Genomic DNA, 23,998 nt, shown 5'->3' with positions numbered 1-23,998 from the left:
AAAACTGATACATGGAGTGATGACTCAGTCGTACTGTATTCACTTTCCAGTATTTTATGTTTCATTCATAAGCAATTGATTTTTCTTAATAAATTCACATCCCTAATTTTTTGAATATTCAATCACTTTAAGGGGGCTTTATTGTGCAAAAAATCAATAAACTATTAGTAGCTAACCGAGGAGAAATTGCAATACGAATTTTCAGAGCTGCAACAGAATTAAACATTCAAACGGTAGCAATATATTCAAATGAAGATAAAGGTGCTTTACATAGATATAAAGCAGATGAATCGTATTTAGTAGGCGAGGATCTTGGACCGGCTGAATCCTATTTAAATATTGAACGGATTATTGAGGTTGCTAAACATGCAGACGTTGATGCGATACATCCTGGTTATGGATTTTTAAGTGAAAATAAAACATTTGCCAGTCGATGTGCCGAAGAAGGAATTAAGTTTATAGGTCCTTACACTGAACATCTTGATATGTTTGGGGATAAAGTTAAAGCAAGAACGACTGCGATTAATGCAGGTTTGACGGTTATTCCTGGTACAGATGGACCAATTGAAAGTTATAATGAGGCGCAAGTTTTCGCTGAAGAAGCTGGTTACCCATTAATGATTAAAGCAATAAGTGGTGGGGGCGGTAAAGGGATGCGTATAGTTAATTCTGAATCAGAATTAGAAGATGCATTTTACCGAGCTAAATCAGAAGCTGAAAAGTCATTTGGCAACAGTGAAGTTTATATTGAAAAATATATTGATAATCCAAAACATATAGAAGTCCAAGTAATTGGTGATGAACATGGGAACATCGTACATTTATATGAGCGAGATTGTTCTATTCAGCGACGTCATCAAAAGGTGGTTGAAGTAGCACCCTCTGTTGCTTTAAAGGACAATTTGAGAGAGCGAATATGTGAGGAAGCAATTAAGCTCATGAGAAATATCGGTTACGTTAATGCTGGGACTGTTGAATTCTTAGTATCGGGTAAAGACTTCTACTTTATTGAAGTGAATCCGCGTGTACAAGTTGAACATACCATTACTGAGATGATTACAGGTGTCGATATCGTCAAAACGCAGTTGTTAATTGCGAATGGTGAGAAACTCTTTGACGAAGCTATCTCAATGCCACAACAAAATTCGATTCAGACATTAGGGTATGCTATTCAATGTCGTATTACAACAGAAGATCCGTTAAATGACTTTATGCCTGATACAGGGAGAATTATCGCTTATCGTTCAAGTGGTGGGTTCGGTGTGAGACTAGATGCTGGTGACGGTTTCCAAGGTGCAGAAATATCACCTTTTTATGATTCATTATTAGTAAAATTATCTACCCATGGCATGTCCTACAAGCAGGCCGAAGAAAAAATGGATCGTTCGTTACAAGAAATGCGTATAAGAGGCGTCAAAACGAATATACCATTTTTAATTAATGTGATGCGTCATCCAAATTTTAAAACGGGAGATTATACAACGAAATTTATTGAACAGACACCTGAATTATTTGATATCCAACCTTCTTTAGATAGAGGAACAAAGACACTAGAATACATTGGTAATGTCACGATTAATGGATTTCCAAACGTAGATAAGCGTCCGAAACCTCATTTTGAAACTTTTAAAACGCCTACTGTGTCGAAGCAATACATTGAAAGTCTTTCAGGTACTAAGCAATTATTAGATCAAAAGGGACCTGAAGCAGTTGCTAAATGGGTTAAAGACCAAGATGATGTGCTATTGACTGATACGACATTTAGAGATGCCCATCAGTCATTATTAGCTACGCGTGTTCGTACGAAAGATATGATGAATATCGCTTCGAAAACATCAGATGTAATGCAAGATCATTTTTCTTTAGAGATGTGGGGCGGTGCAACATTTGATGTGGCTTATAACTTTTTAAAAGAAAACCCATGGGATCGTTTAGAAAGATTAAGAACAGCTATTCCGAATGTGTTATTCCAAATGTTGTTACGAGCATCAAATGCTGTTGGTTATAAAAACTATCCTGATAATGTGATTAAAAAGTTCGTGAAAGAGAGTGCAGCAGCGGGTATTGATGTCTTCAGGATATTTGATTCATTAAATTGGGTAGATCAAATGAAAGTTGCCAATGAAGCGGTGCTCAATGCCGGTAAGATTTCTGAAGGTACTATTTGTTATACGGGTGATATTTTAAATCCAAACAGATCTGATATTTATACGATAGACTACTATGTGAAAATGGCTAAGACCTTACAACGAGAAGGGTTCCACATGTTAGCGATAAAAGACATGGCTGGTTTATTAAAGCCGAAAGCAGCATATGAACTTGTAGGTGAATTGAAAGCGGCTATTGATTTACCAATTCATTTGCATACACATGATACGAGTGGTAACGGATTAATGATTTATAAAGAAGCGATAGATGCAGGTGTAGATATTATAGATACTGCAGTGGCTGCAATGAGCGGATTAACGAGTCAGCCAAGTGGTAATTCCTTAGCTTATGCGCTCAATGGTTTTGAACGTAACATTCGTACCGACGTAAACGGTTTAGAATCGCTATCGCATTATTGGAATATTGTTCGTCAATATTATAGTGATTTTGAAAGTGATATAAAATCGCCGAATACTGAAATTTATCAACATGAAATGCCAGGTGGACAGTATTCTAATTTAAGTCAACAAGCTAAAAGTTTAGGACTTGGTCATCGATTTAATGAAGTGAAAGATATGTACCGACGTGTGAATTTCCTATTCGGAGATTTGGTAAAAGTTACACCATCCTCTAAAGTAGTCGGAGACATGGCATTATATATGGTACAAAATGACTTAGACGAACAATCAGTAATTGATCAAGGACATAAATTAGATTTTCCAGAATCTGTGGTATCCTTTTTCAAAGGTGAAATTGGTCAACCGGTTAATGGTTTCAACAAGCAATTACAAGATGTCATATTGAAAGGTGAGAAGCCATTGTCAGCGAGACCAGGTGAATATCTTGAACCTGTGGACTTTGAACAAATTCGTAAACAACTAGAAAATAAACAACAAAATGAGGTTACCGAGCAAGACATTATCAGTTATGTACTATATCCAAAGGTTTATGAACAATATCGAGCAACTCAAGAACAATTTGGTAATATATCTTTATTAGATACACCAACATTTTTCTTTGGTATGCGTGCTAATGAAACTGTTGAGATTGAAATCGATAGAGGTAAACGTTTAATTATTACGCTCAAAACTATCAATGAACCTGATGAAGAGGGTGTGCGTACTATCTTTTATGATATGAATGGTCAAGCGCGTCGTATTTATATCACTGATGAAAACGCACAAACAAACGCAAGTGTGAAACCTAAAGCCGATAAATCTAACCCAAACCATATTGGTGCACAGATGCCAGGATCAGTAAATGAAGTGAAAGTGACAATTGGTGATACTGTTAAAAGTGGACAACCACTCATTATTACAGAAGCAATGAAAATGGAAACAACAATTCAAGCACCATTTGATGGCGTGATTAAAAATATTACGGTAGCACAAGATGATGCAATTGAAACAGGAGATTTATTAGTAGAATTCGAATCTGAAGAGTAAAAAAGGCAACGTCACGTATTGATGTGACGTTGCCTTTTTCCTAAATTGAATTACTTTGCACTGCGTATTGTTCTTAACATGAGTACGATAAAGTACGTAATTAATCCGAAGAGCAGTGTGATAAATAGTGCATGCAATAGTGCAATAAATAAATTCACATGTGTAATGATTGATAGTGCGCCTGTTGTCACTTGCAATATCACAAGAATAAACGATGCCGTATATCCATAACGAATAGTGCGATTATGTTTATAATGATTAATCGCATGTATAAACGTGAGCATAATCCAAATAAATGCGATTAATGCCATACCTCGGTGAGTGAAATTAACCCAATCTTGTGAGTTATGAGGGATAATGTCTTGAAACGGTAATGGCCAATCTCCATATGCTAGACTTGCTTTTTTATGGCGTACAAGTGCGCCCGTATATATCGTTAAATAAACAATTGCTGCCATAATCCATGTATAGATACGCAAAGGTTTTCTAATGAATAGCTCATCTGCTTCGTATTTTCGATCCACCTCGAATATGATTAACGTCAATACAAATACAGAAGAGAAAGATACTAAAGAAATACCGAAGTGTAAGGCAAGAATGTATGCATTTTGTTGCCACATGACAGCTGCTGCACCGATAAGTGCTTGCAACAATAAAAAGGCGATACATATAAGTGATAATGGCTTCACTTCTTTGATATAACCGATATGTTTCCATGCTACTATTGTGAGCCAGATAACTACTATTAATGATAATCCAGAAACAGCTCTATGGCTTAATTCAATAATCGTTTGTATCGGTAGATTTTGGGGTAGGAGCGCACCGTGACATAATGGCCAATCAGAGCCACAACCATTTGCTGAACCCGTCTTCGTCACTAATGCTCCACCAAGTTGTACCCATACCATGATAAGTGTAGCTGTTACCGATAACCATTTGAGATTTCGTTTGTTAAACAATAATGAACACCCCACTTAAAAATAACTATTGGGACTTTATAAAATGTAATAGCGTATAAAGACATGATAATATTGCGCTTTAACTTCCCAAATATAATCTTTGTTTAACGTATAATAAACCTTAACTATAATTATAACAATAAATGATATAGTAATTGTGTCATAAAATTGACGATTTTTGAATGTCTTTAAAGTGTCACAAATATCTAGATAAACATGTAGTAAATCACTATAAAATAATATATCATTGTATTATATGAAAAATTTAGGAGGGAGATTATGAACAAAGATATCACTTTGTCACATGACACAAGCCGATTAACTTTTAAAGAGTTACAGCAAATTATTAAAATGGGGCTTGTACAAGGTAACTTAATTCCTGCATTTGCAGGTGCTTGGCTTGCGATAGTGTTGGCAAACCACTCCTTTCTCTCGTCTGTACCACAAATATTAATGATGATAGTAGGATCTACGTTAATCATGGGTGGGGCATGTGCTGTAAATAATTATTACGATCAAGATATCGATCGTATCATGCCTAGTAAACAACAAAGACCCACAGTTAATGAACGTATTTCCGATAGAAACTTATTAATTTTAAGTTTTGGGATGATGCTTATTGGGGAAGCATTATTGTTTGCACTAAATATTCCATCAGGGGTCATTGGTCTGTTAGGCATTGTAGGATATGTTTCTTTTTACTCAATTTGGTCTAAGCGACACACTGTATGGAATACTGTAATAGGTAGTTTTCCTGGTGCAGTTCCACCGTTAATTGGCTGGACTGCTATTGAAGGAAATATCAGTATGGTAGCTATTGCATTATTTTTAGTCGTATTTTGTTGGCAACCAATTCATTTTTACGCTTTAGCCATCAAGAGAAAAGATGAATATTCATTAGCTAATATCCCGATGCTACCTTCAGTTAAAGGATTTAAACGTACGAGAGTAAGCATGTTTATCTGGCTTGTACTATTACTTCCATTACCATTCCTATTAAGCGATTTAGGTGTTACATTTATTATATTAGCGACATTACTAAATCTCGGTTGGATTTATATGGGATTAACAAGCTTTAAAAAGGATTCAGATCAAACGAAATGGGCTACAAAGATGTTTATTTATTCCTTAAATTATTTAGTAGTATTCTTTGTACTCGTAGTTGTGGTCTCACTTATTCAAATGTTCTAATTATATATTTATAAGGATGAAATTTATGAATTTACCAATATTACCTACATTAAGTACCAGTTTCATAGTTATAAGTGCCATTCTTGTTGCAATAGGTTGGCGCAAAATTTGGAAAAGACAAATTGAAAGTCATAAAAAAATCATGTTAACCGCTGCTGTATTCGCACTTTCGTTCTTCATCATATACGTTTCAAGAACGATATTTATTGGAAATACAGCATTCGGTGGTCCAGATTCTATAAAGACGTACTACACGATTTTCCTTGTATTCCATATCAACTTAGCGACAATTGGTGGGGTACTTGGACTAATCCAAATCATAACTGCATTTAAAGATAAATTTAAAGTGCATCGATTTGTTGGTCCAATTGCTTCGATTGTATGGTTCTTTACAGCAATTACGGGCGTAGCAGTATATATATTATTATATGTACTTTACCCAGGTGGACACACAACTTCATTATTGAAAGCGACCTTAGGTTTATAATTTCATTTAAAAAGACCCAGGCAATGTTATATACATTGGCTGGGTCTTTTTAAATATCATTAATTAGAAATATAGCGTTGTAAATGCTTTGCGGTTACTGAGTCTTTGCAATCTAACAGACCGTTTGGCTCTCCCTCATAAAGTAATTGGCCTCCGTTTTCACCTGCATATGGACCAATATCAATCATCCAATCTGCAAACGTCATCATTGTTAAATTATGTTCAATAATCACTAACGTATTGCCCTGTTCGATTAAGTTGTTGAAGCACTCCAATAACACAGGTATATCTTCTTCGTGTAAACCAGTAGTAGGTTCATCGAAGATAAATATTTTATCTTGAACCGTATGTGTCATATATCTACTTAATTTAACGCGTTGTACTTCACCACCAGATAATGTATCTAGAGACTGTCCGAGTGTCATGTAATTAAGTCCTGTAGATTTTAAAGATTGCAATGGCGTTGAAATGTTAGGTTTCTCTTTGAAGAAATGAATAGCTTCATCAACAGTTAAATCGAGAATATCTGCTATTGAATAACCATCTACTGTAGCTTCTAATACTTCCGGTTTATATCTCTTACCTTTACAAACATCACAAACTTGTGTGAAATCTGGCATAAATGCTAATTCTGTCTTTAATACACCTTTACCATTACATTCTGGACAAGCACCTTCTGAATTATAACTAAACATAGACTTCTTGAGCTTGGTATTTTCACTAAAGTAACTTCTCACATCATCAAAAATATTAAGATAAGTGAGCAAGTTAGAACGGTTAGATGCATGAACGGGCTTCTGATCAATAAATATAGATTGTTCAGAATGATTAAGTGCAGCATGGATTAGTGAACTCTTTCCTGAACCTGCTACACCTGTAACAACCGTCATTGCTTGTTCCGGAATTTTAAATGAAATGTCGTTAATGTTGTTGTGCTTAATATGAGCATACTTAAAGAAATTTTCATGTTTTCTTATTTCATTTTTAAAATGATGTTGTTGTCTCAGTGCATGTCCAGTACTTGTTGTGGAGTTTATCAATGATTGGTAGTCACCAGTAAATGTAATTTCGCCTCCATTTTTACCAGCTAACGGACCTAAGTCTATTATGTGGTCAGCGATACGAATAACGTCAGGGTCATGTTCAACTACGAGTACCGTATTACCTTTAGATTTCAGAGACAAGATGATTTCATTTATGCGTTCAATATCATCTGGGTGCAGACCAATACTCGGCTCGTCTATAATATAAACTAAATCTGTTAAAGGGCTATTAAGATGACGAATAAGTTTGATTCTTTGAGATTCGCCACCAGATAACGTGTTCGTTTCACGCGATAATGTTAAATAATGAAGCCCGATATAGCTGAGTGATTCAAGTTGATTTTTTAATGGTTCTATGATGACTTGAGCCTTTTCAGATTTAATTTGTTGAATAAACTTCAGCGCTTCATCAATTGTTAAAGCAGTAAAATCTGCTATATCTAGACCGTTGATTTTACATTTTAAAACTTCTTGACTTAAACGTTTACCTTCACATTTTGGACATTTACTTGAAGTAACAACTCGATCTATCGCTTCTTTAAAACGTTTTTTCTCAAAGTTATCATTAAGTAAAAACGAACGGCGGAAACGATGAATCAGTCCTTCAAATTTTGCTGTTCTAGGCCATTCTTCAGGTGGATTTTTAAGTTTAGTTGGTTCAGTATATAAGAATGTATCTAACTCTTCTTTAGTATAGTCTTTGAGTTTTTTATCATTATCAAATAAACCAGAATATACATATCTTTTACCTCTCCAACTATCTGGTCTAAATGATGGGAATCGTATCGCATCTTCATTTAAAGATTTGTCAAAATCTAATAGCTCGTTCAAATCAATATCTTCCACATAACCTAAACCTGAACATTGTTCACACATACCTTTCGGGTTATTAAAGGAGAAGATATCGGAGTAGCCTACGAATGGTTCACCAATTCGTGACCAAAGTAAGCGTACAGACGCGTAAATATCGGAAATTGTGCCCACTGTAGAACGTGAATTACCACCTAGGCGCTTTTGGTTAATAATCATAGCTACCGGTAAATTTTCAATATGATCTACATTAGGTTTTGCATATTGAGTTAACTGATGTTGAATATATGTAGAATATGTTTCATTTAATAATCTTTCTGATTCAGCAGCGATTGTATTAAACACTAATGAAGATTTTCCAGAACCAGAACGTCCTGTAAAAACAGTTATTTTATGTTTGGGAATATCCACTGAAATATTTTTTAAATTATTTTGCTTGGCACCTTGTATATTAATTGATGTCATAAATTTTCACCTCACACTGATGTGTATACCCGAAATTGAAATGTTAGTCACTTTAGTAAAAGTTGAAAAAATAATAAATCAAAAGTTTATAAAAAATTTACATAGACTTGTCTTGCTTGTTTGAACAAGATACATGTACAATAAACGAAAGAATGTTTAGGTGGGTGGGCGATGACAAAGCTAATAATTAAAGTTATTGGTGTACTTCTATTGATGAGTTTCATAATTTATTTATTTTACTCACCACGTTTACAGTTTGATGTACTAGAAAATCCAAACGAAACAACGACAAATAAGAATCAACAGAAGGATTTGAAAAAGAGTGATGTCACAGAAAATAACCCAAAACCTAAAAAAGGTGTGGGGACGTGGGTAGGCCAACACGTGAGCAAATTGACTGAACGTTACGGCCAAGCTGACCGAGTATATCCATATCAGAAGAAATATAAAAATTACGTATTTAAAAATAAAGATTCTTATTATATCGTTTCAGCGAAAAAAGGAATTATTAAATCTGTTTATGCAACTGGAGAAGGGGCACATGTAGATCCAATACATATTAATGATGAGGCATCTAAAGTTTTTGAAAAATTCAGTGTAAATCCTGAACCAACAGTGAAGTCAAACGGTAAGCGTTATGATTTAGAATTATCTGATTCAGATATGAAAACACAGGCATTAGTAAAGTTTGACGATACTTACGCACAAATATTTATGGATCAGCAATCTAATAAAATTGTTGCTGTACGCTATTTAGATAGTGATGCTCTAGCAACGATTAAACCTTATCGGATGGTAGCTTCTGGAGGAAATAAAGAAATTAAGAATGACAATAATGATGTGCCTTATGAACAAAATTCAAATCAACTCATTACTTTATATGAGATTACAAATGAAATGCGTAAGTTAAAACATGTAAAACCTTTAACAATAAATAATAAAATAGCACATATCGCCTCATTTAACTTGTATGAAGCCACTGATAATAAAAGTGTTGAATTCACAGAAAATGCTTTAAAACAACAATTAAATAATCAACATGTTTCATTCACTTCTGCAAGCCAAAATGTCGGCTACGACTTTAATGATGTACCTACACTTATGCATAATTGGTTAAACTCTGACATACACAGATCAAGAATCCTTAACTCCAAGTACAATTCAATGGGTGGCGAAGTAATGGATGGTTACTATACACTTATATTTGTAAAGGAAAAATAGAAAGGAGCGCATTTGATGATTACAGAAGAAACACTGACAATACTTGATGATATTGAAGCACTAGGAGATAAGATCATGTCTTCACGTATTTTCATGGAATTCAAAACAGCTGAAAGCAACTTAGAATCTGATGAAGAAGCGCACTTATTATATCAAGCGTTTCTGAAGTCGAAAGGTCAATACGATGAAGTGATGCGTTTCGGTAAATATCATCCCGATTATCGTCAAATTATGCTCGAAACACGAAAGAGAAAACGTGCTTATGAAATGTTACCAGTTGTTATCGAATACAAACAAAAAGAAGTAGCTCTGCAAAATTTAATAGACGAAGTCATTGTTAAAATAGCTTATGCAGTTTCAGATAATGTAAAAATTGAAACAGGAAATCCATTTTTCCAAAAAGATGAAAGCGGATGTTCAACTGGAGGTTCATGTAACTGTTCGGTATAGAACTAAAACACAGACAAATTTTAAATTCAAAAAAGCACTTAGTACATTTGTACTGAGTGCTTTTTCTAGTCTTTCTCAATTAGTAATTTGATTGTTTATATCGATCGACGAGGTCTGGTCGATCGGTAATAATAGTATGTACGCCAAGCACTATTAAATCATCGATTAAATCTAAATTATTAATATGAATAAAACCAGGGACAATGTTTCGTTCGATTAACCAATAAATGAATTTTGGTGATGTTATTTTAATACCTTGTATTTCGATTGGCATTTGAAATGCGTGACTACGTGCTTCAAATAAATTGCTCGCACCGAATCTATATTTTACAAAGGCTTCTAATATCTCACCTTGGCTCGCACCTAATGCAATATGACCTTCACTGATGACTTTGAAACGTTCGAGTTGTTTTACATGTTCGCTCGTAACTAAGACCCGGTATTCTGCTTGATACTTCTTTATAATATCAAGCAATAATTCAGGGACAGGAAGTCCTTCTGGATCATTTTCATTATCTTTAATATGAATAATGAATCGCTTGTCGGGAAAAGCTTGCAATAACTCTTCCAAAGTCTGTAATTTAGCATCTGGGTGTCCTACGAATGGTTTATTACCATTGATATCTACGTAATGATATCCTGCATCTAATGTTTGTAATTCAGCAAGTGTATGTTCTGAAACCTTACCTGACCCATTCGTAGAAGCATCCAAGTCTATATCGTTAAATACAATGAAATGATGATCTTTAGTAATTCTTAAAATGATATCAAAACCATCTACTTTATGTTTATTTGCATGATGGAAGGCTAGTTTCGTATTACCAGGAACGTGGTGATTTCCGCCAATATGAGCAAAAAAATATGGAGCTGGTTTAGAGAAAAACGGTGGGATTTGTAGACGTTTCGGTTTATTTTTATACTTGGAGATAAATAAAAGACTGCTAACAATGCCTGTGATGCCAAGAAATGTGTGCTTAAAGAATTTGTTGATTGTTGCCATGGTCAGTCCCCTTTATTAACATGTGTATATTCATAAATATAGCAAATGTTTCACAAACTTTAAAACGATTGTCATTTATTAATAAGAGTGACCATGATATTATATAAGGGCTAATAGATGGAGTGATAAATATGGAGATAATATCTAGGACAAGTTTAATTATATATTTGAAGCATATGAAACATGAAAGACAAATTCGAAAGTTTGGCCATATCGTTCATAGTAATAGACAAAAACGTTTCGTCATTATGTATATTAATGAATCAGATGCAGATCAAATTGTAAGCAAACTCATGGGCTTAAAGTATGTCATGCAAATTGAAGGATCCCCATACAAGACATTGAAAAAGAACTACGAACGTGAACGCCACGAATATTCCTAATTCAAGCTTGATCGGGGGATAGAAAGCTATTAGACTGATGTTCAGTTTAGAAATTGTATAATGGTATAGTATTTTTAATGGCCTCGGTATAGATGAATTATTGTAAGGGTGGAATCCATCTTTGGAGACGTATTACACTCGTTAAATAATTGAAATATAGTTCAATTTGGTGAAATGTTTCAGGTGGTTGAACATCTATTTCTTTGATAGTTACATTATACTGTTCTGCTTGCTTATTAATGATGTTATATTTTTTATTAGGTTCAGGGTGTGGGTAATTTAAAGCATTGACCATAATATACATTGCTTGAAAATGTTTGCCACTCGTTGGTTCCATGACAATGGCAACAGAAGAAAGTCGTTTATTTGACTCAGGAGTATGGAAATAAACGATATGATTGATGCGTTGGTGGTTATATTCAATTAGCGTAGTAAATTCAAATAAATCTGTTAGCCCTTCGCCTAACGGGATGAATGATTGTTTCAATTTGTTGACCTCCTTTTAAACTAAACAATATATATAATATATTATAAGATTGGAAGTGTAAATTAAATGAGAGTAATTTCAGGAATCCATAAAAGTAAACCCCTTGTAAGTTTAGAAGGTCGCAATACACGTCCGACTATGGATAAAGTAAAAGAAGGTATGTTCAATAGCTTACAGGATATTTCAGGTATTGGCTTAGATTTATTCGCTGGTAGTGGCGCTTTAGGAATCGAGGCTTTATCTCGAGGTATGGAGAAAATGATTTTCGTAGACCAAAACTTCAAAGCAGTTAAAGTCATTAAAAGTAATCTAAAAAATTTAAATATCGAATCTCATGCAGAAGTATATAAGAATAATGCAGATCGTGCATTAAAAGCTTTATCAAAAAGAGATATTCAGTTTGATATCATTTTTCTAGATCCACCTTATGAAAAGGGGCTCATTGATTTCGCTTTAGAAGGTATTGCTAAGTTTGATTTATTAAAGAAAAATGGTATTATCGTGTGTGAGTTCAAGCATCAAGAAGAGATAGAAATAGCGCCTTTCCAAGAAATAAAGCGTTATCATTATGGTTTAACAGATACATTGTTATTAGAAAAAGGAGATTAATATGTCTACAACAAAAGCAGTTATCCCAGGGAGTTTTGATCCAATAACATACGGTCACATCGATATTATTGATAGAAGTGCCAACAGATTTGATGAGTTACATGTTTGTGTATTAAGAAATAGTAGTAAGTCGGGTACTTTTTCCGTTGAAGAACGTATTGAACTGATTGAGGAGTCTGTTAAACATTTAGATAATGTAACAGTGCATCACTTTAACGGATTGCTCGTTGATTTTTGTAATGAAATTGGTGCAGAAACAATTATAAGAGGTTTGAGAGCTGTAAGTGACTTTGAATATGAATTACGGTTAACTTCAATGAATAAGAAACTAAATCATGATGTGGAAACGATGTATATGATGACTAGTACTAATTATTCATTTATCAGTTCAAGTATTGTGAAAGAGGTCGCTGCATATAAAGCCGATGTGTCCAATTTTGTACCTCCACACGTCACTAAAGCCTTAGACAAGAAATTTAATTAATATAATAAACCAGCCCTAAATAGAGGAAATTTAATTAGAGGCTGGTACTTTTTTATTTAAAATTGTTGCAGGTAATGTTTATTTTCGTATCACCGGTGTATTGAAGTCAGTTTGCTCCAATTGTGGTGAAAGTAAATTATAAATTTCTGTAGCATGAATTTCATTTTTAAAGAAATGATTATTTTTCTGGTTCACTTGAGTAATAAAATTTCTTTCTGGAAATGATTGCTTTAAATATTTTAAATAAGCTTGCCCAGTAGCATTCATACCTAATATTCTAACGGCAGGGATGACTTCAAGATAGTCATTTTTTTGATTATTTAACAGAACATTCATTAACAGTCGTTGAATATGTGTATGAGTGTAACGTTTTGTCTTCAACATGTTGACCAATTCACCAAAGGAGTTGGCTTTTTTAATATATCCCTTAAGACGATATTCGAACCCTTCGCTCATCGTATAAATTTGTTTAAGTTCGTTTACACTATGAGTGAGGATTGCATATTTTAAAAAATTAAAAGTGTCTTCAGATGTGATAGGCGGTGCTGAATTTATGAGCGTATGTGGGAAAGGAGTAACATGTTGCCAAAGCTCATTACCATCAAATATAGATTTGCGTATCGCAGTTCCACTGGCAAAAGTATTATTAGCAATAGTTGAATTATGATGGTCGCTGTGTACGCGTTTAATCGTCCATGGTTTCATTTCAGACTCTTCGTTGTTGATCGCCTTGACATAGGATAGTCCTAAAATATTGTTTGGAGAAGAAAGTAACGTTGTATCTGGCATTAATTCATCAATGATTCGTGGATAGCTTTTACCTTCTTTGGATTTTTTTAGAAATTCGGTTGACTGTTCAATGTGACTCAATTCTGTACTTAATGATTTAAATGCGTCGATATCGCCTGATTCGCTACCAAAGACTAAGTGATTGGCCTCTAAGTAATCCGCAATTTTAACGCCTGAAGTAGCAAAATAAGGACCTGCTGAAAGTGATGCAAGTGCAGGTAATTCTACAACTAAGTCAACCGCTTGAAGTGCCATGTTTGTCCGAATAAACTTATTAAAAATGGCAGGTTCGCCTCGCATAACAAATTGACCACTCATGATAGCTATAGAAACATCGGCATCAGTCATTGACTTTGCCTTTTTTGCATGGTATAAGTGTCCATTGTGGAAAGGATTGTATTCAGTGATTAGTGCGACACTTTTCATTTGCATTTCTTCCTTTCAGTATTCATTATAGATATTGTAACAGATGATAATGTGTTAAGAAAAAATCTTGACAACTTATATCTATAAAGTTAAAATAAATTTTGTGCTTGTTAGAGGTGAAGCCAGATGAAATGGTCGATAACACAATTAAGAAAATTCCAAGATAAACCATTCGAATTCCACCATACGGTGAAATTTGATCATCTTGTAGAAACATTGGATTTAATTGATTTATCTGAGATAAATGTAGACGGTGAATTAACCGTGAAATCTAATGAAGTTATTGCAGATATTTATATTAAAGGAACTTATACAATGCCATGTGCACGTACATTAGTTCCTGTTAATGTACCTTTAGATATATATTCTCAAGAAGTTTTCGATTTAGAAGGATACGAGCAATTTGGTAGTGATGACGAAGAAGATGAACATTATCACGATGCATCAGATGGTATGATTAATCTTAAAGACATTGCAGAAGAACTCGTTATTATTGAGAAACCAATGCGCGTTGTATCTGAAGATAGTGACCAAATGTTGACAGAAGGTAATGGTTGGGAAGTTATTGACGAAGAACAAGCGGCCGAAATCGCTAATGAGAATGACGATGAGGATGCAAGTTCTCAAAAGGTCGACCCTAGGCTTCAAAAACTGCAACAATTATATGACAAAGAGTAATAGCGAATCTAAATATTTTATAGTATAATAGATTATTGGATTCGAGTAGAATTATTGCGTAATTGAAAAATAAGGAGGATTAATCATGGCAGTACCAAAAAGAAGAACGTCAAAAACAAGAAAAAATAAACGTCGTACGCATTTTAAAATTTCTGTACCTGGTATGACAGAATGCCCAAGTTGTGGCGAATACAAATTATCTCACCGCGTATGTAAAAACTGTGGATCATACAATGGTGAAGAAGTTGTATCTAAATAATTTTAATGGCTAGTATAAGCTATTGTATAATCGTTCATTAATTATTTGTGAAATAATTTTTGAACGATTTTTTTATATATTATATAAGTGGAATATCCGACTTCTATGTTGGAAAGCATATGTCCGTCGCTCAATGTAAACATGGAATAAAAGATAATAATTATAAATGAGGTATGAAAATGGAATCTATTACTTCAGCACAAAATAGTAAAATTAAACAAGCAAACAAGTTAAAAAAGAAGCGTGAAAGAGATAAAACTGGAAACGCGTTAATAGAAGGTATCCATCTCATTGAAGAAGCTGCCAAAAGTAATATTGTCATTAACCAATTATTTATAATAGATATAGACCGTATTGATGGTGAACTCCTTGAAGCTGCCCAAGAAGTGTATGAAATTAACTTAAAGGTTGCTGAAGTGTTATCAGGTACAGTTACACCTCAAGGTTTATTCGCGGTCATCGAGAAACCGCAATTTGCACCAGATGAACATCAACAAGTCTTGTTAATTGATCGCATACAAGATCCAGGTAATTTAGGAACGTTAATTCGAACAGCTGATGCAGTAGGGTTAGATTTAATCGTTCTAGAAAAGGGGACTGCTGACCCTTATCAAGATAAAGTGTTACGTGCAAGTCAAGGTAGTGTCTTCCATATACCGATAATTACGACGGATTTAAAACAATTCATGGACGAATTTGATGGTGATGTGTATGGTACAACAGTTGAAGGTGCGGTATCTTATCGTCAAGTTGAAAGTCAAAATCGTTTTGCCTTGTTATTAGGAAACGAAGGAGAAGGCGTTAACCAAGATTTACTTGAACACACTACAAAAAATCTAACTATTCCAATATATGGTCAAGCTGAAAGTTTAAATGTAGCTATTGCTGGAAGTATTATGATGTATCATTTGAAAGGTTGACCCTTACATTTAAAATCGTATATAATAAAGTTGATATTATGACTAAAGACAAATAAATATAAACCGAGAAAAAGACGTAAACTGATATTCAGCAAGTGTGAAAGGGAGAAGAGCCATAGACTGAAAGCGATTCCTTTGCGATTAGTTTTTTTCATCTTTTTGGTTACTTAAAGAAATTTAAGTCGGAAATCATTTCCGTTATCAAAGATATCAAGTGTATGCATATGCATAAATTTGGGTGGTACCACGGAAGGCTTTCGTCCCAGTTTCAGGGATGGAAGTCTTTTTTTAATGATTACATATAGATGTTAAGTCATACATTTTAAATATAGGAGGATTTTGGATGACACAATCTGAGACAATGACTGAGCTTAAACAACAAGCTTTAGTAGACATAAATGAAGCTCAAAATGAAAAAGAATTACAAGATGTAAAAGTTAAATACTTAGGTAAAAAAGGTTCTGTTTCAGGATTAATGAAACATATGAAAGATTTACCAAATGAAGAAAAGCCTGCTTATGGTCAAAAGGTAAATGAAGTAAGACAAACGATTGAAGGAGAAATTGAAGCACGCCGTGAACTATTAGCGAATCAACAATTAGAACAACAATTGCAAAGTGAAACAATCGATGTCACTTTACCGAGTCGTAAAGTAGCGATTGGTGCGAAACACCCATTAACACGTACGATTGAAGAAATTGAAGATTTATTTTTAGGTCTAGGCTTCGAAATCGTTGATGGTTATGAAGTTGAGCAAGATTACTATAACTTTGAAGCACTTAACTTACCGAAATCACACCCAGCTAGAGATATGCAAGATACATTCTATATTACTGAAGAAATCTTAATGCGTACACATACTTCACCAGTACAAGCTAGAACGCTAGAACAACGTAATGGCGAAGGTCCGGTGAAAATCTTGTGCCCTGGTAAAGTTTACCGTCGAGATTCAGATGATGCGACACACAGTCACCAGTTTACGCAAATTGAAGGCTTAGTCGTAGATGAAAATATTAAAATGAGCGATTTAAAAGGAACGTTAGAATTGTTAGCAAAGCACTTATTTGGTGAAAATAGAGAAATTCGACTAAGACCAAGTTACTTCCCATTTACTGAACCATCAGTTGAAGTTGATGTATCATGCTTCAAATGTGGTGGATCAGGTTGTAACGTATGTAAACAATCAGGTTGGATTGAAATTTTAGGTGCTGGTATGGTCCATCCAAATGTATTAGAAATGGCAGGATTCGATTCAGATAAATATAGTGGTTTTGCGTTTGGCATGGGACCTGATCGTATTGCTATGTTGAAATATGGTATAGAAGATATCCGTCATTTTTACACGAATAATATTCGTTTCTTAGATCAATTTAAAGCAGTAGAAGATAGAGGTGAAAAATAATGATTATTTCAAAAGAATGGTTGTCAACGTACGTAAATATCGATCAACCTGTCGATGAATTAGCTGAGAAAATTACACGCACAGGTATTGAAGTCGATGATATCGTCGATTATACAAAAGATATAAAGAATATTGTTGTCGGTTATATTGAATCAATCGAAGCACATCCTGATGCAGATAAATTAAACATTTGCCAAGTCGATATCGGTGAAAAAGAATCTGTACAAATTGTTTGTGGTGCACCAAATGTGGATGCAGGTCAAACAGTTATTGTAGCTACTGTAGGGGGTAGATTACCTGGTGGCATTAAGATTAAACGTGCTAAATTACGTGGAGAACGCTCTGAAGGTATGATTTGTTCACTTCAAGAAATAGGCATTCCAGCTGCCTTAGTTCCAAAAGCATTTGAAAATGGTATTTATGTATTTTCAGAAAAAGTTCAACCAGGTACAGATGCGTTAACAGCACTTTATTTAAATGATCAAGTGATGGAATTTGATTTAACACCAAATAGAGCCGATGCTTTAAGTATGATTGGTACCGCATACGAAACAGCGGCGTTATACAATTTACCATTAACTAAACCTAAAACAACAAGTAAAGCTTCATCTGAAGAAGCATCAAATACATTGTCTGTAAATGTTCAGAACACAGATAAAGTTCCATACTATAGTGCAAGAGTAGTTAAAAACGTAACAATTGGTCCATCACCAGAATGGATGCAAATGCGATTAATCAAAGCAGGTATCAGACCAATTAATAACGTCGTAGATATTTCGAATTATGTTCTTCTAGAATATGGTCAACCATTACACATGTTCGATAAAGATCAAATTGGTTCAGAAGTGATTGAGGTAAGACGAGCTGATGACAATGAAAAAATTACTACATTGGATGACCAAGAAAGAACATTAGTAGATTCAGATATCGTAATTACAAATGGTGAAAAACCTATTGCGATTGCTGGTGTAATGGGCGGAGATTTTTCAGAAGTTACAGAGAATACAAAGAATGTAGTGATTGAAGGGGCAATATTCGACCCAGTATCAATTCGTCATACATCAAGACGATTAAACTTAAAGAGTGAATCTTCAAGTCGTTTTGAAAAAGGTATCGCTACAGAATTCGTTGATGAAGCGGTTGACAGAGCATGCTATTTATTAGAAACATATGCGAGTGGCACCGTCACAGAAGGACGTGTAGCTAAAGGTGAATTAGGAGAATTTACGACACCAATTCAAATAACTGTAGACAAAATTAATCAGACAATCGGTTTATCTCTATCAGAAGATGAAATTGAATCAATCTTTGTACAATTAGGATTTGAAACAAAACGTAATGGTTCAGCATTAACAGTGTATGTACCATCACGACGTAAAGACATTACAATTCAAGCAGATTTAATTGAAGAAATCGCAAGAATTTACGGTTATGACGCATTACCATCTACATTACCAACATTCAATAAAGTAACAAATGGTGCGTTAACAGATAGACAATCAAAATCACGTGTCATTAAAGCATCTTTAGAAGGTGCTGGTTTAAGTCAAGCTATTACTTACTCATTAGTTGATGAGAATCGTGCGAAAGATTTTGCGTTAGTCGATAGATCTACAATTTCATTGTTAATGCCAATGAGTGAGGCGCATGCAGTATTACGTCAAAGTTTAATCCCACATTTACTTGACGCTGTAGCTTACAATGTGGCCCGTAAAAATACAAATGTTCGCCTATATGAACTAGGACGCGTATTCTTTAGTAATGGGGAAGGCCAATTACCTGATGAAGTAGAATATTTAAGTGGTATTTTAACAGGTGATTATACTTGGAATACTTGGCAAGGTAAGAAGGAACAGATTGATTTCTTCGTTGCTAAAGGTGTTGTAGATCGTATTGCTGAAAAGCTTGATATACAATTTGAATACGAAGCTGGTGAAGTGGATGGTTTACATCCAGGACGTACTGCTATCGTCAAGTTGAATAACGAAACAGTAGGGTTTATCGGTGAATTACATCCTCGTGTTGCTAAAGAGAATGACTTGGATAGAACGTATGTATTCGAATTAAATTACGATAAGCTCATGGACGTGTCTGTTGGATATATCAATTATCAACCTATCCCAAGATATCCTGGTGTATCTAGAGATATTGCATTACTCGTTAATCGTCAAATGCCATCATCAAGTTTAATTCAAGTTATCCGTGAACATGGTAGTGATATTTTACAAAATGCAGAAGTCTTTGATGTTTATGAAGGTGAACATGTTGCTGAAGATGAAAAATCAATTGCTATTCGACTTTCATATTTAGATACAGAACAAACGTTAACTGATGAAAAAGTTAATGCAGTACATGAAGAAATTTTAACTTCTTTACAAGAAATTGGTGCTACAATTAGATAGATGAATTTATAAATAACCCCCTGTTAAGGAAACAAACCCTTAACGGGGGGGTTTTATATTTATGGGTGAAATATAGTAAGTTGGGTTACTTTGTTTATAATAATTATTTATGCTTTTGTTGAACTAAGTTTTGAGCTTTATTACGATTTGCGAAATGCTTTTTAGAGATGTTATCTAAATAATTGATACCGTAGCGTTCAATCACTTTTGCAGCGGCAAGGTCTACCTTTTTACTCGCACCTTTTGGTATCTCTAGGTGAGCTTCTTTAGCAATTTGATCCATATATTTAACGAATGCATATCTAGAAATGATGCTCGCAGCAGCAATGGCTAAAGATTTAGATTCACCTTTCGTTTCGAATTTTGTTTTTTCACTAAAAGGTATTTCGGTTAATGCATATCGTTTATAAACACCTGGTTGTGCAAATTGATCGATAACTATGTAATCTAATGCTTCGTTATCAATTTTTTGTGTAACATTAAGGATAGCTTGGTTATGTAACACTGCTTTCATTTTAACTTGTGACCAACCCGATTTTTGTCTTTCGTTATATTTATCATTTTGTAAAGTTAATAACGAATGGGGAACAAATGTAATCAGTTGTTCAGCAATTTCTACAATTTTTTTATCGGTTAATTTTTTAGAATCATCAACGCCTAATGTTTTTAATAACTCGACGTGCTCTTTAGAAATGTAGGCTGCACATACAGTTAAAGGACCAAAGTAATCACCACTACCAGCTTCATCACTACCGATACAATGATATTGATTATATTTTGGAGTGTTATTTTTAATTGATGACTCTTTCGATGGTTTCTCAGATGTATGGTTTGGTAATAATTGTGATGCAATCGTTTGAGCATCTTTGCCTTGAAACATAACCTTATTCGAATTGTAAATCGAAATTGATGTGCCTTGATGTTTTACTTTCGCTTTCATGCCTTGTGGCAGATGAGTTTGTTCAAATGATAATTTAGAGATAAGTTTCTGTATCTCAGATTCGGATAATTTTAGTACAACGTTTGTCATTGTTTAGCCTCTCTTTAATCCATATACTTTAAATTAAACAATATACATCATATCACGTGTGAATTCATATACGAAATAGTTATAAAATGTAGTTAAAAGGAAATTAAAGTTTTCTAGTTAAAATAGTAATAAAATATTTAAATATAACAATTCACACCTCTTACAAAATAATAATGACTCGTGTATAATGGTTCGTGATAAATATTCTAAAATAGTATAATACTAAAAGAATGAATGAGATTGTTCGGAAATATATTTAAAGTCAGGAGTTATAATATGGGTGAGTTTAAAAATCGAATTAATGTAACTATCAACGATCAGCATTATACAATTGTCGGTGAAGACAACCCTGAACATATTCGCTATGTTGCACATTTAGTAGATGATAGACTTAAAGAGTTAGGTAGAATGAGTACAGGGCTTGATACTACACGAAAAGCAATATTAACTGCAGTGAATATCATGCATGAAAAAGTTCAAGTAGAAGAAGAAAATTACCAATTACAACAAGAAATTAAGAAATTAAAAAATCAAGAGTAAACCATGCTACTTGATTTACTTGTTATATTGTTTATTTGTTACATAGGTGTGATTGGTTTTAGGAGAGGGTTATGGCTTAGTGCCTTACACTTAAGTTCTACATTGTTTGCATTGTGGCTATCTTCAACATTATATAATCTAGTCGCAGCGAGGTTAGATTTATTTATTCCTTTTCCAATAACACATGCATATCACATGACTTATACATTTCATTATGATGAAATTGAGACAAGGTTTAATCATATTATTGCTTTTGTCATTATATTTATCTTAACGAAAGTAATTTGTTATTGCATGATTGTATCGTTTGATTATGTAATAAAGCAATTGTCGATTACACAATTTAGTCGTTATGGTGGTATTGCATTAAGTTTTATATCTTCTTGTATTTTTAGTGTGATATTTTTATATTGCATATCACTGTATCCTTTAGATATTTTCCAATCACAATTATCAAATTCATTAATTGCGAGACATTTTGTAAATCATATACCGTTATTATCCCAATTTATTAACGAACTATAATAGTAAGCACTATTGTTAAAATGTCATGTTTCGTATTTTGAACATATTTTACTTTAAGGGCATATTCGATTTACTGGTTAATTTAAAGCAGTAATTGTTGTTGCCCCTTTTTTTATGGAGGGAATGTCATGTCAAAGAAAGAAATTATAAAATTACTAGAAAAAATAGCTGTATATATGGAATTAAAAGGGGAGAACACTTTTAAAGTTTCTGCATATCGTAAAGCAGCACAAAGTTTAGAAACGGATGAACGTCCATTAGATGAAATTGATGACGTGACGGAACTTAAAGGCATTGGAAAAGGTGTAGGCGAAGTAATTAATGAATATCGAGAACAAGGTAAATCAACAACTCTTGAAGCGCTACAAGATGAAGTACCTGCTGGTTTAATCCCACTATTAAAAATTCAAGGTCTTGGTAGTAAGAAAATAGCAAAGTTATATAAAGAACTTGGTATCGATAGTAAGGATGCTTTACAACAAGCTTGTGAGGCAGGAAAAGTGAGCGAACTAAGTGGATTTGCTAAAAAGACAGAACAAAATATATTAGAAGCTGTTAAAGCTTTGGGTGCTAAAAAAGATCGTTATCCGATTGACCAAATTGCTGGGTTAAGTCTAGAAATTGATAGCTATTTGTCCGAGATTGAAGCTATTGATCAATTTAATGTAGCAGGTAGCTTTAGACGTTTTAAAGAATCTAGTAAAGATATTGATTATATTATTAGTACCGATGATCCTGAAACAGTACAACAAGCATTGTTAGAAATACCAAATAAAGTTAAAGAAGTAGCGATAGGACATACTAAAATATCGCTCGAACTTTCATACGACGATGAAACAATTGGAGTGGACTTTAGACTTATTGAACCATCGGCGTACTATCATACGTTACAACATTTCACGGGTTCTAAAGATCACAACATTCGTATTCGTCAATTAGCTAAAGAAAGAAATGAAAAAATTAGTGAATACGGTATAGAACAGCAAAATGGTGAGTTGATTCAATATCAAAGTGAAGCAGAAATATATGAACATTATGGAGTGAATTGGATTGCACCTGCTATGAGAGAAGATGGTAGTGAATTTGATAAATCACTTACAAATATACTTCAATTAGACGATATTAACGGTGACTTGCATATGCATACAACCTTTAGTGATGGTGCATTTAGTATAGAAGATATGGTGAAAGCAAATATTGAAAAGGGTTACCAATATATGGTTATCACTGACCATTCACAAAGTTTAAAGGTTGCGAATGGGTTATCAGTCGAGCAACTATTACGTCAAAATGAAGAAATTAAAACGCTCAATGATAAATATGATGAAATTGATATTTATTCAGGTATTGAAATGGATATCTTACCTAATGGAGAATTGGATTATAGCGATGAGGTATTAGCTCAATTAGACTATGTGATTGCAGCAATTCACCAAAGCTTTAATCAACCTCAGGAAGAAATTATGAAACGACTTGAAAATGCCTGCAAAAATCCATATGTACGCCATATTGCACATCCAACCGGTCGCATTATAGGTAAAAGACCAGGCTATGAACCTGATATAGACAAATTGTGTGAAATGGCGGAGGCAACAAACACAATATTAGAGATAAACGCAAATCCGAAACGATTAGATTTAAACGCTGAAGTTGTACGTAAACATCCGAATATTCGATTGACGATTAATACAGACGCTCACCATGTAGATCATTTAGAATTTATGGAATATGGTGTGGCTACTGCTCAAAAAGGATTTGTGCATAAAGAGCGTGTTATTAATACTTTATCTCGTGAAGATTTTAAAGATTTCATTGAAAATAACATTAAATTGAAGAAATAGAGGG

The 23,998-nt window shown here is 33.9% G+C and carries 22 protein-coding genes; 16 read left to right on the top strand and 6 right to left on the bottom strand.

Annotated features, from left to right (window positions below; translation table 11 throughout):
• Window positions 1-143 precede the first annotated feature (143 nt).
• Complete coding sequence (locus NGI30_RS06860; protein ID WP_251943139.1) at window positions 144-3,593, top strand: pyruvate carboxylase; 3,450 nt, start codon at window positions 144-146, stop codon at window positions 3,591-3,593.
• 50 nt (window positions 3,594-3,643) lie between these two features.
• Here the strand turns inward: NGI30_RS06860 and NGI30_RS06855 are convergent, their stop codons facing one another.
• Entirely contained in the window at window positions 3,644-4,552 is a 909-nt protein-coding gene (locus NGI30_RS06855; RefSeq protein WP_251516119.1) for a COX15/CtaA family protein, read from the bottom strand.
• Between the two features lie 279 nt (window positions 4,553-4,831).
• Between NGI30_RS06855 and cyoE the strand changes: the two genes are divergently transcribed.
• Both cyoE and NGI30_RS06845 read left to right on the top strand, forming a co-directional pair.
• Window positions 4,832-5,743 (top strand): heme o synthase, encoded by a 912-nt coding sequence (gene cyoE, locus NGI30_RS06850; protein ID WP_251516121.1) that lies wholly within the window; start codon window positions 4,832-4,834, stop codon window positions 5,741-5,743.
• Between the two features lie 25 nt (window positions 5,744-5,768).
• Complete coding sequence (locus NGI30_RS06845; RefSeq protein ID WP_251516123.1) at window positions 5,769-6,230, top strand: DUF420 domain-containing protein; 462 nt, start codon at window positions 5,769-5,771, stop codon at window positions 6,228-6,230.
• Window positions 6,231-6,289: 59 nt separating this feature from the next.
• On the opposite strand, the gene NGI30_RS06840 is transcribed toward NGI30_RS06845, so the two are convergent.
• The gene (locus NGI30_RS06840; protein WP_251943136.1) at window positions 6,290-8,548 is read right to left on the bottom strand and encodes an ATP-binding cassette domain-containing protein; all 2,259 of its coding nucleotides are present in this window, start codon (window positions 8,546-8,548) and stop codon (window positions 6,290-6,292) included.
• Between the two features lie 171 nt (window positions 8,549-8,719).
• Here NGI30_RS06840 and NGI30_RS06835 point away from each other — a divergent pair, with 171 nt between their 5' ends.
• Window positions 8,720-9,769 (top strand): CAP-associated domain-containing protein, encoded by a 1,050-nt coding sequence (locus NGI30_RS06835; RefSeq protein ID WP_251516127.1) that lies wholly within the window; start codon window positions 8,720-8,722, stop codon window positions 9,767-9,769.
• Between the two features lie 15 nt (window positions 9,770-9,784).
• The gene (locus NGI30_RS06830; protein WP_251516129.1) at window positions 9,785-10,219 is read left to right on the top strand and encodes a YlbF/YmcA family competence regulator; all 435 of its coding nucleotides are present in this window, start codon (window positions 9,785-9,787) and stop codon (window positions 10,217-10,219) included.
• A 79-nt stretch (window positions 10,220-10,298) separates the two neighbouring features.
• Here the strand turns inward: NGI30_RS06830 and NGI30_RS06825 are convergent, their stop codons facing one another.
• On the bottom strand, window positions 10,299-11,219 hold the full coding sequence (locus tag NGI30_RS06825; RefSeq protein ID WP_251516131.1) for a glycerophosphodiester phosphodiesterase family protein: 921 nt from the start codon (window positions 11,217-11,219) through the stop codon (window positions 10,299-10,301).
• A gap of 131 nt (window positions 11,220-11,350) precedes the next feature.
• On the opposite strand from NGI30_RS06825, the gene NGI30_RS06820 reads away from it, so the two are divergent.
• On the top strand, window positions 11,351-11,602 hold the full coding sequence (locus tag NGI30_RS06820) for a YlbG family protein (RefSeq protein ID WP_251516134.1): 252 nt from the start codon (window positions 11,351-11,353) through the stop codon (window positions 11,600-11,602).
• Between the two features lie 97 nt (window positions 11,603-11,699).
• On the opposite strand, the gene NGI30_RS06815 is transcribed toward NGI30_RS06820, so the two are convergent.
• Window positions 11,700-12,089 (bottom strand): DUF7147 family protein, encoded by a 390-nt coding sequence (locus NGI30_RS06815; protein ID WP_251516149.1) that lies wholly within the window; start codon window positions 12,087-12,089, stop codon window positions 11,700-11,702.
• Between the two features lie 66 nt (window positions 12,090-12,155).
• Here NGI30_RS06815 and rsmD point away from each other — a divergent pair, with 66 nt between their 5' ends.
• Window positions 12,156-12,698, top strand: coding sequence for a 16S rRNA (guanine(966)-N(2))-methyltransferase RsmD (gene rsmD / locus NGI30_RS06810; protein ID WP_251516175.1), 543 nt, complete (start codon window positions 12,156-12,158; stop codon window positions 12,696-12,698).
• A 1-nt stretch (window position 12,699) separates the two neighbouring features.
• A complete protein-coding gene (gene coaD, locus NGI30_RS06805; RefSeq protein ID WP_251943134.1) occupies window positions 12,700-13,182 on the top strand; it encodes a pantetheine-phosphate adenylyltransferase in 483 nt (160 codons plus the stop codon).
• A 78-nt stretch (window positions 13,183-13,260) separates the two neighbouring features.
• On the opposite strand, the gene NGI30_RS06800 is transcribed toward coaD, so the two are convergent.
• Complete coding sequence (locus NGI30_RS06800) at window positions 13,261-14,397, bottom strand: nucleotidyltransferase (protein WP_251516179.1); 1,137 nt, start codon at window positions 14,395-14,397, stop codon at window positions 13,261-13,263.
• Between the two features lie 126 nt (window positions 14,398-14,523).
• On the opposite strand from NGI30_RS06800, the gene NGI30_RS06795 reads away from it, so the two are divergent.
• The 5 genes from NGI30_RS06795 (at window position 14,524) to pheT (ending at window position 20,058) form a co-directional block, all read left to right on the top strand.
• Window positions 14,524-15,075 carry a YceD family protein gene (locus tag NGI30_RS06795; RefSeq protein WP_251516181.1) on the top strand — a complete coding sequence of 184 codons (552 nt, stop codon included), beginning with the start codon at window positions 14,524-14,526 and terminating at the stop codon, window positions 15,073-15,075.
• Between the two features lie 85 nt (window positions 15,076-15,160).
• Entirely contained in the window at window positions 15,161-15,334 is a 174-nt protein-coding gene (rpmF, locus tag NGI30_RS06790) for a 50S ribosomal protein L32 (RefSeq protein WP_002435373.1), read from the top strand.
• Between the two features lie 179 nt (window positions 15,335-15,513).
• Window positions 15,514-16,254 (top strand): TrmH family RNA methyltransferase, encoded by a 741-nt coding sequence (locus tag NGI30_RS06785; protein WP_251516183.1) that lies wholly within the window; start codon window positions 15,514-15,516, stop codon window positions 16,252-16,254.
• A 343-nt stretch (window positions 16,255-16,597) separates the two neighbouring features.
• The gene (gene pheS / locus NGI30_RS06780; RefSeq protein ID WP_251516185.1) at window positions 16,598-17,656 is read left to right on the top strand and encodes a phenylalanine--tRNA ligase subunit alpha; all 1,059 of its coding nucleotides are present in this window, start codon (window positions 16,598-16,600) and stop codon (window positions 17,654-17,656) included.
• Window positions 17,656-20,058: a phenylalanine--tRNA ligase subunit beta gene (gene pheT, locus NGI30_RS06775; RefSeq protein ID WP_251943133.1), complete on the top strand. Its 2,403-nt coding sequence runs from the start codon at window positions 17,656-17,658 to the stop codon at window positions 20,056-20,058. Before pheS ends, pheT begins: the two co-directional genes overlap by 1 nt.
• A 103-nt stretch (window positions 20,059-20,161) precedes the next feature.
• On the opposite strand, the gene rnhC is transcribed toward pheT, so the two are convergent.
• Complete coding sequence (gene rnhC / locus NGI30_RS06770; protein WP_251516188.1) at window positions 20,162-21,088, bottom strand: ribonuclease HIII; 927 nt, start codon at window positions 21,086-21,088, stop codon at window positions 20,162-20,164.
• 276 nt (window positions 21,089-21,364) lie between these two features.
• Between rnhC and zapA the strand changes: the two genes are divergently transcribed.
• From zapA to polX, 3 genes are all read left to right on the top strand, one after another.
• Window positions 21,365-21,628 (top strand): cell division protein ZapA, encoded by a 264-nt coding sequence (zapA, locus tag NGI30_RS06765; RefSeq protein WP_251516190.1) that lies wholly within the window; start codon window positions 21,365-21,367, stop codon window positions 21,626-21,628.
• A gap of 3 nt (window positions 21,629-21,631) precedes the next feature.
• A complete protein-coding gene (locus NGI30_RS06760) occupies window positions 21,632-22,153 on the top strand; it encodes a CvpA family protein (RefSeq protein WP_251943131.1) in 522 nt (173 codons plus the stop codon).
• Window positions 22,154-22,281: 128 nt separating this feature from the next.
• Window positions 22,282-23,994 (top strand): DNA polymerase/3'-5' exonuclease PolX, encoded by a 1,713-nt coding sequence (polX, locus tag NGI30_RS06755; RefSeq protein ID WP_251516195.1) that lies wholly within the window; start codon window positions 22,282-22,284, stop codon window positions 23,992-23,994.
• Window positions 23,995-23,998: the final 4 nt, after the last annotated feature.

The organism is Staphylococcus sp. Marseille-Q5304 (assembly GCF_943737015.1).
Taxonomy (GTDB): domain Bacteria; phylum Bacillota; class Bacilli; order Staphylococcales; family Staphylococcaceae; genus Staphylococcus; species Staphylococcus hsinchuensis.
This window is presented reverse-complemented; position numbering and strand designations above follow the sequence as displayed.

Coding starts and splice junctions, on each gene's coding strand:
- rnhC (WP_251516188.1), bottom strand. CDS start 21,088: ATGACAAACGTTGTACTAAAATTATCCGAATCTGAGATACAGAAACTT.
- NGI30_RS06840 (WP_251943136.1), bottom strand. CDS start 8,548: ATGACATCAATTAATATACAAGGTGCCAAGCAAAATAATTTAAAAAAT.
- NGI30_RS06820 (WP_251516134.1), top strand. CDS start 11,351: ATGGAGATAATATCTAGGACAAGTTTAATTATATATTTGAAGCATATG.
- NGI30_RS06800 (WP_251516179.1), bottom strand. CDS start 14,397: ATGAAAAGTGTCGCACTAATCACTGAATACAATCCTTTCCACAATGGA.
- NGI30_RS06830 (WP_251516129.1), top strand. CDS start 9,785: ATGATTACAGAAGAAACACTGACAATACTTGATGATATTGAAGCACTA.
- NGI30_RS06825 (WP_251516131.1), bottom strand. CDS start 11,219: ATGGCAACAATCAACAAATTCTTTAAGCACACATTTCTTGGCATCACA.
- NGI30_RS06760 (WP_251943131.1), top strand. CDS start 21,632: ATGCTACTTGATTTACTTGTTATATTGTTTATTTGTTACATAGGTGTG.
- pheT (WP_251943133.1), top strand. CDS start 17,656: ATGATTATTTCAAAAGAATGGTTGTCAACGTACGTAAATATCGATCAA.
- pheS (WP_251516185.1), top strand. CDS start 16,598: ATGACACAATCTGAGACAATGACTGAGCTTAAACAACAAGCTTTAGTA.
- coaD (WP_251943134.1), top strand. CDS start 12,700: ATGTCTACAACAAAAGCAGTTATCCCAGGGAGTTTTGATCCAATAACA.
- rpmF (WP_002435373.1), top strand. CDS start 15,161: ATGGCAGTACCAAAAAGAAGAACGTCAAAAACAAGAAAAAATAAACGT.
- polX (WP_251516195.1), top strand. CDS start 22,282: ATGTCAAAGAAAGAAATTATAAAATTACTAGAAAAAATAGCTGTATAT.
- NGI30_RS06795 (WP_251516181.1), top strand. CDS start 14,524: ATGAAATGGTCGATAACACAATTAAGAAAATTCCAAGATAAACCATTC.
- NGI30_RS06845 (WP_251516123.1), top strand. CDS start 5,769: ATGAATTTACCAATATTACCTACATTAAGTACCAGTTTCATAGTTATA.
- NGI30_RS06785 (WP_251516183.1), top strand. CDS start 15,514: ATGGAATCTATTACTTCAGCACAAAATAGTAAAATTAAACAAGCAAAC.
- zapA (WP_251516190.1), top strand. CDS start 21,365: ATGGGTGAGTTTAAAAATCGAATTAATGTAACTATCAACGATCAGCAT.
- cyoE (WP_251516121.1), top strand. CDS start 4,832: ATGAACAAAGATATCACTTTGTCACATGACACAAGCCGATTAACTTTT.
- NGI30_RS06835 (WP_251516127.1), top strand. CDS start 8,720: ATGACAAAGCTAATAATTAAAGTTATTGGTGTACTTCTATTGATGAGT.
- rsmD (WP_251516175.1), top strand. CDS start 12,156: ATGAGAGTAATTTCAGGAATCCATAAAAGTAAACCCCTTGTAAGTTTA.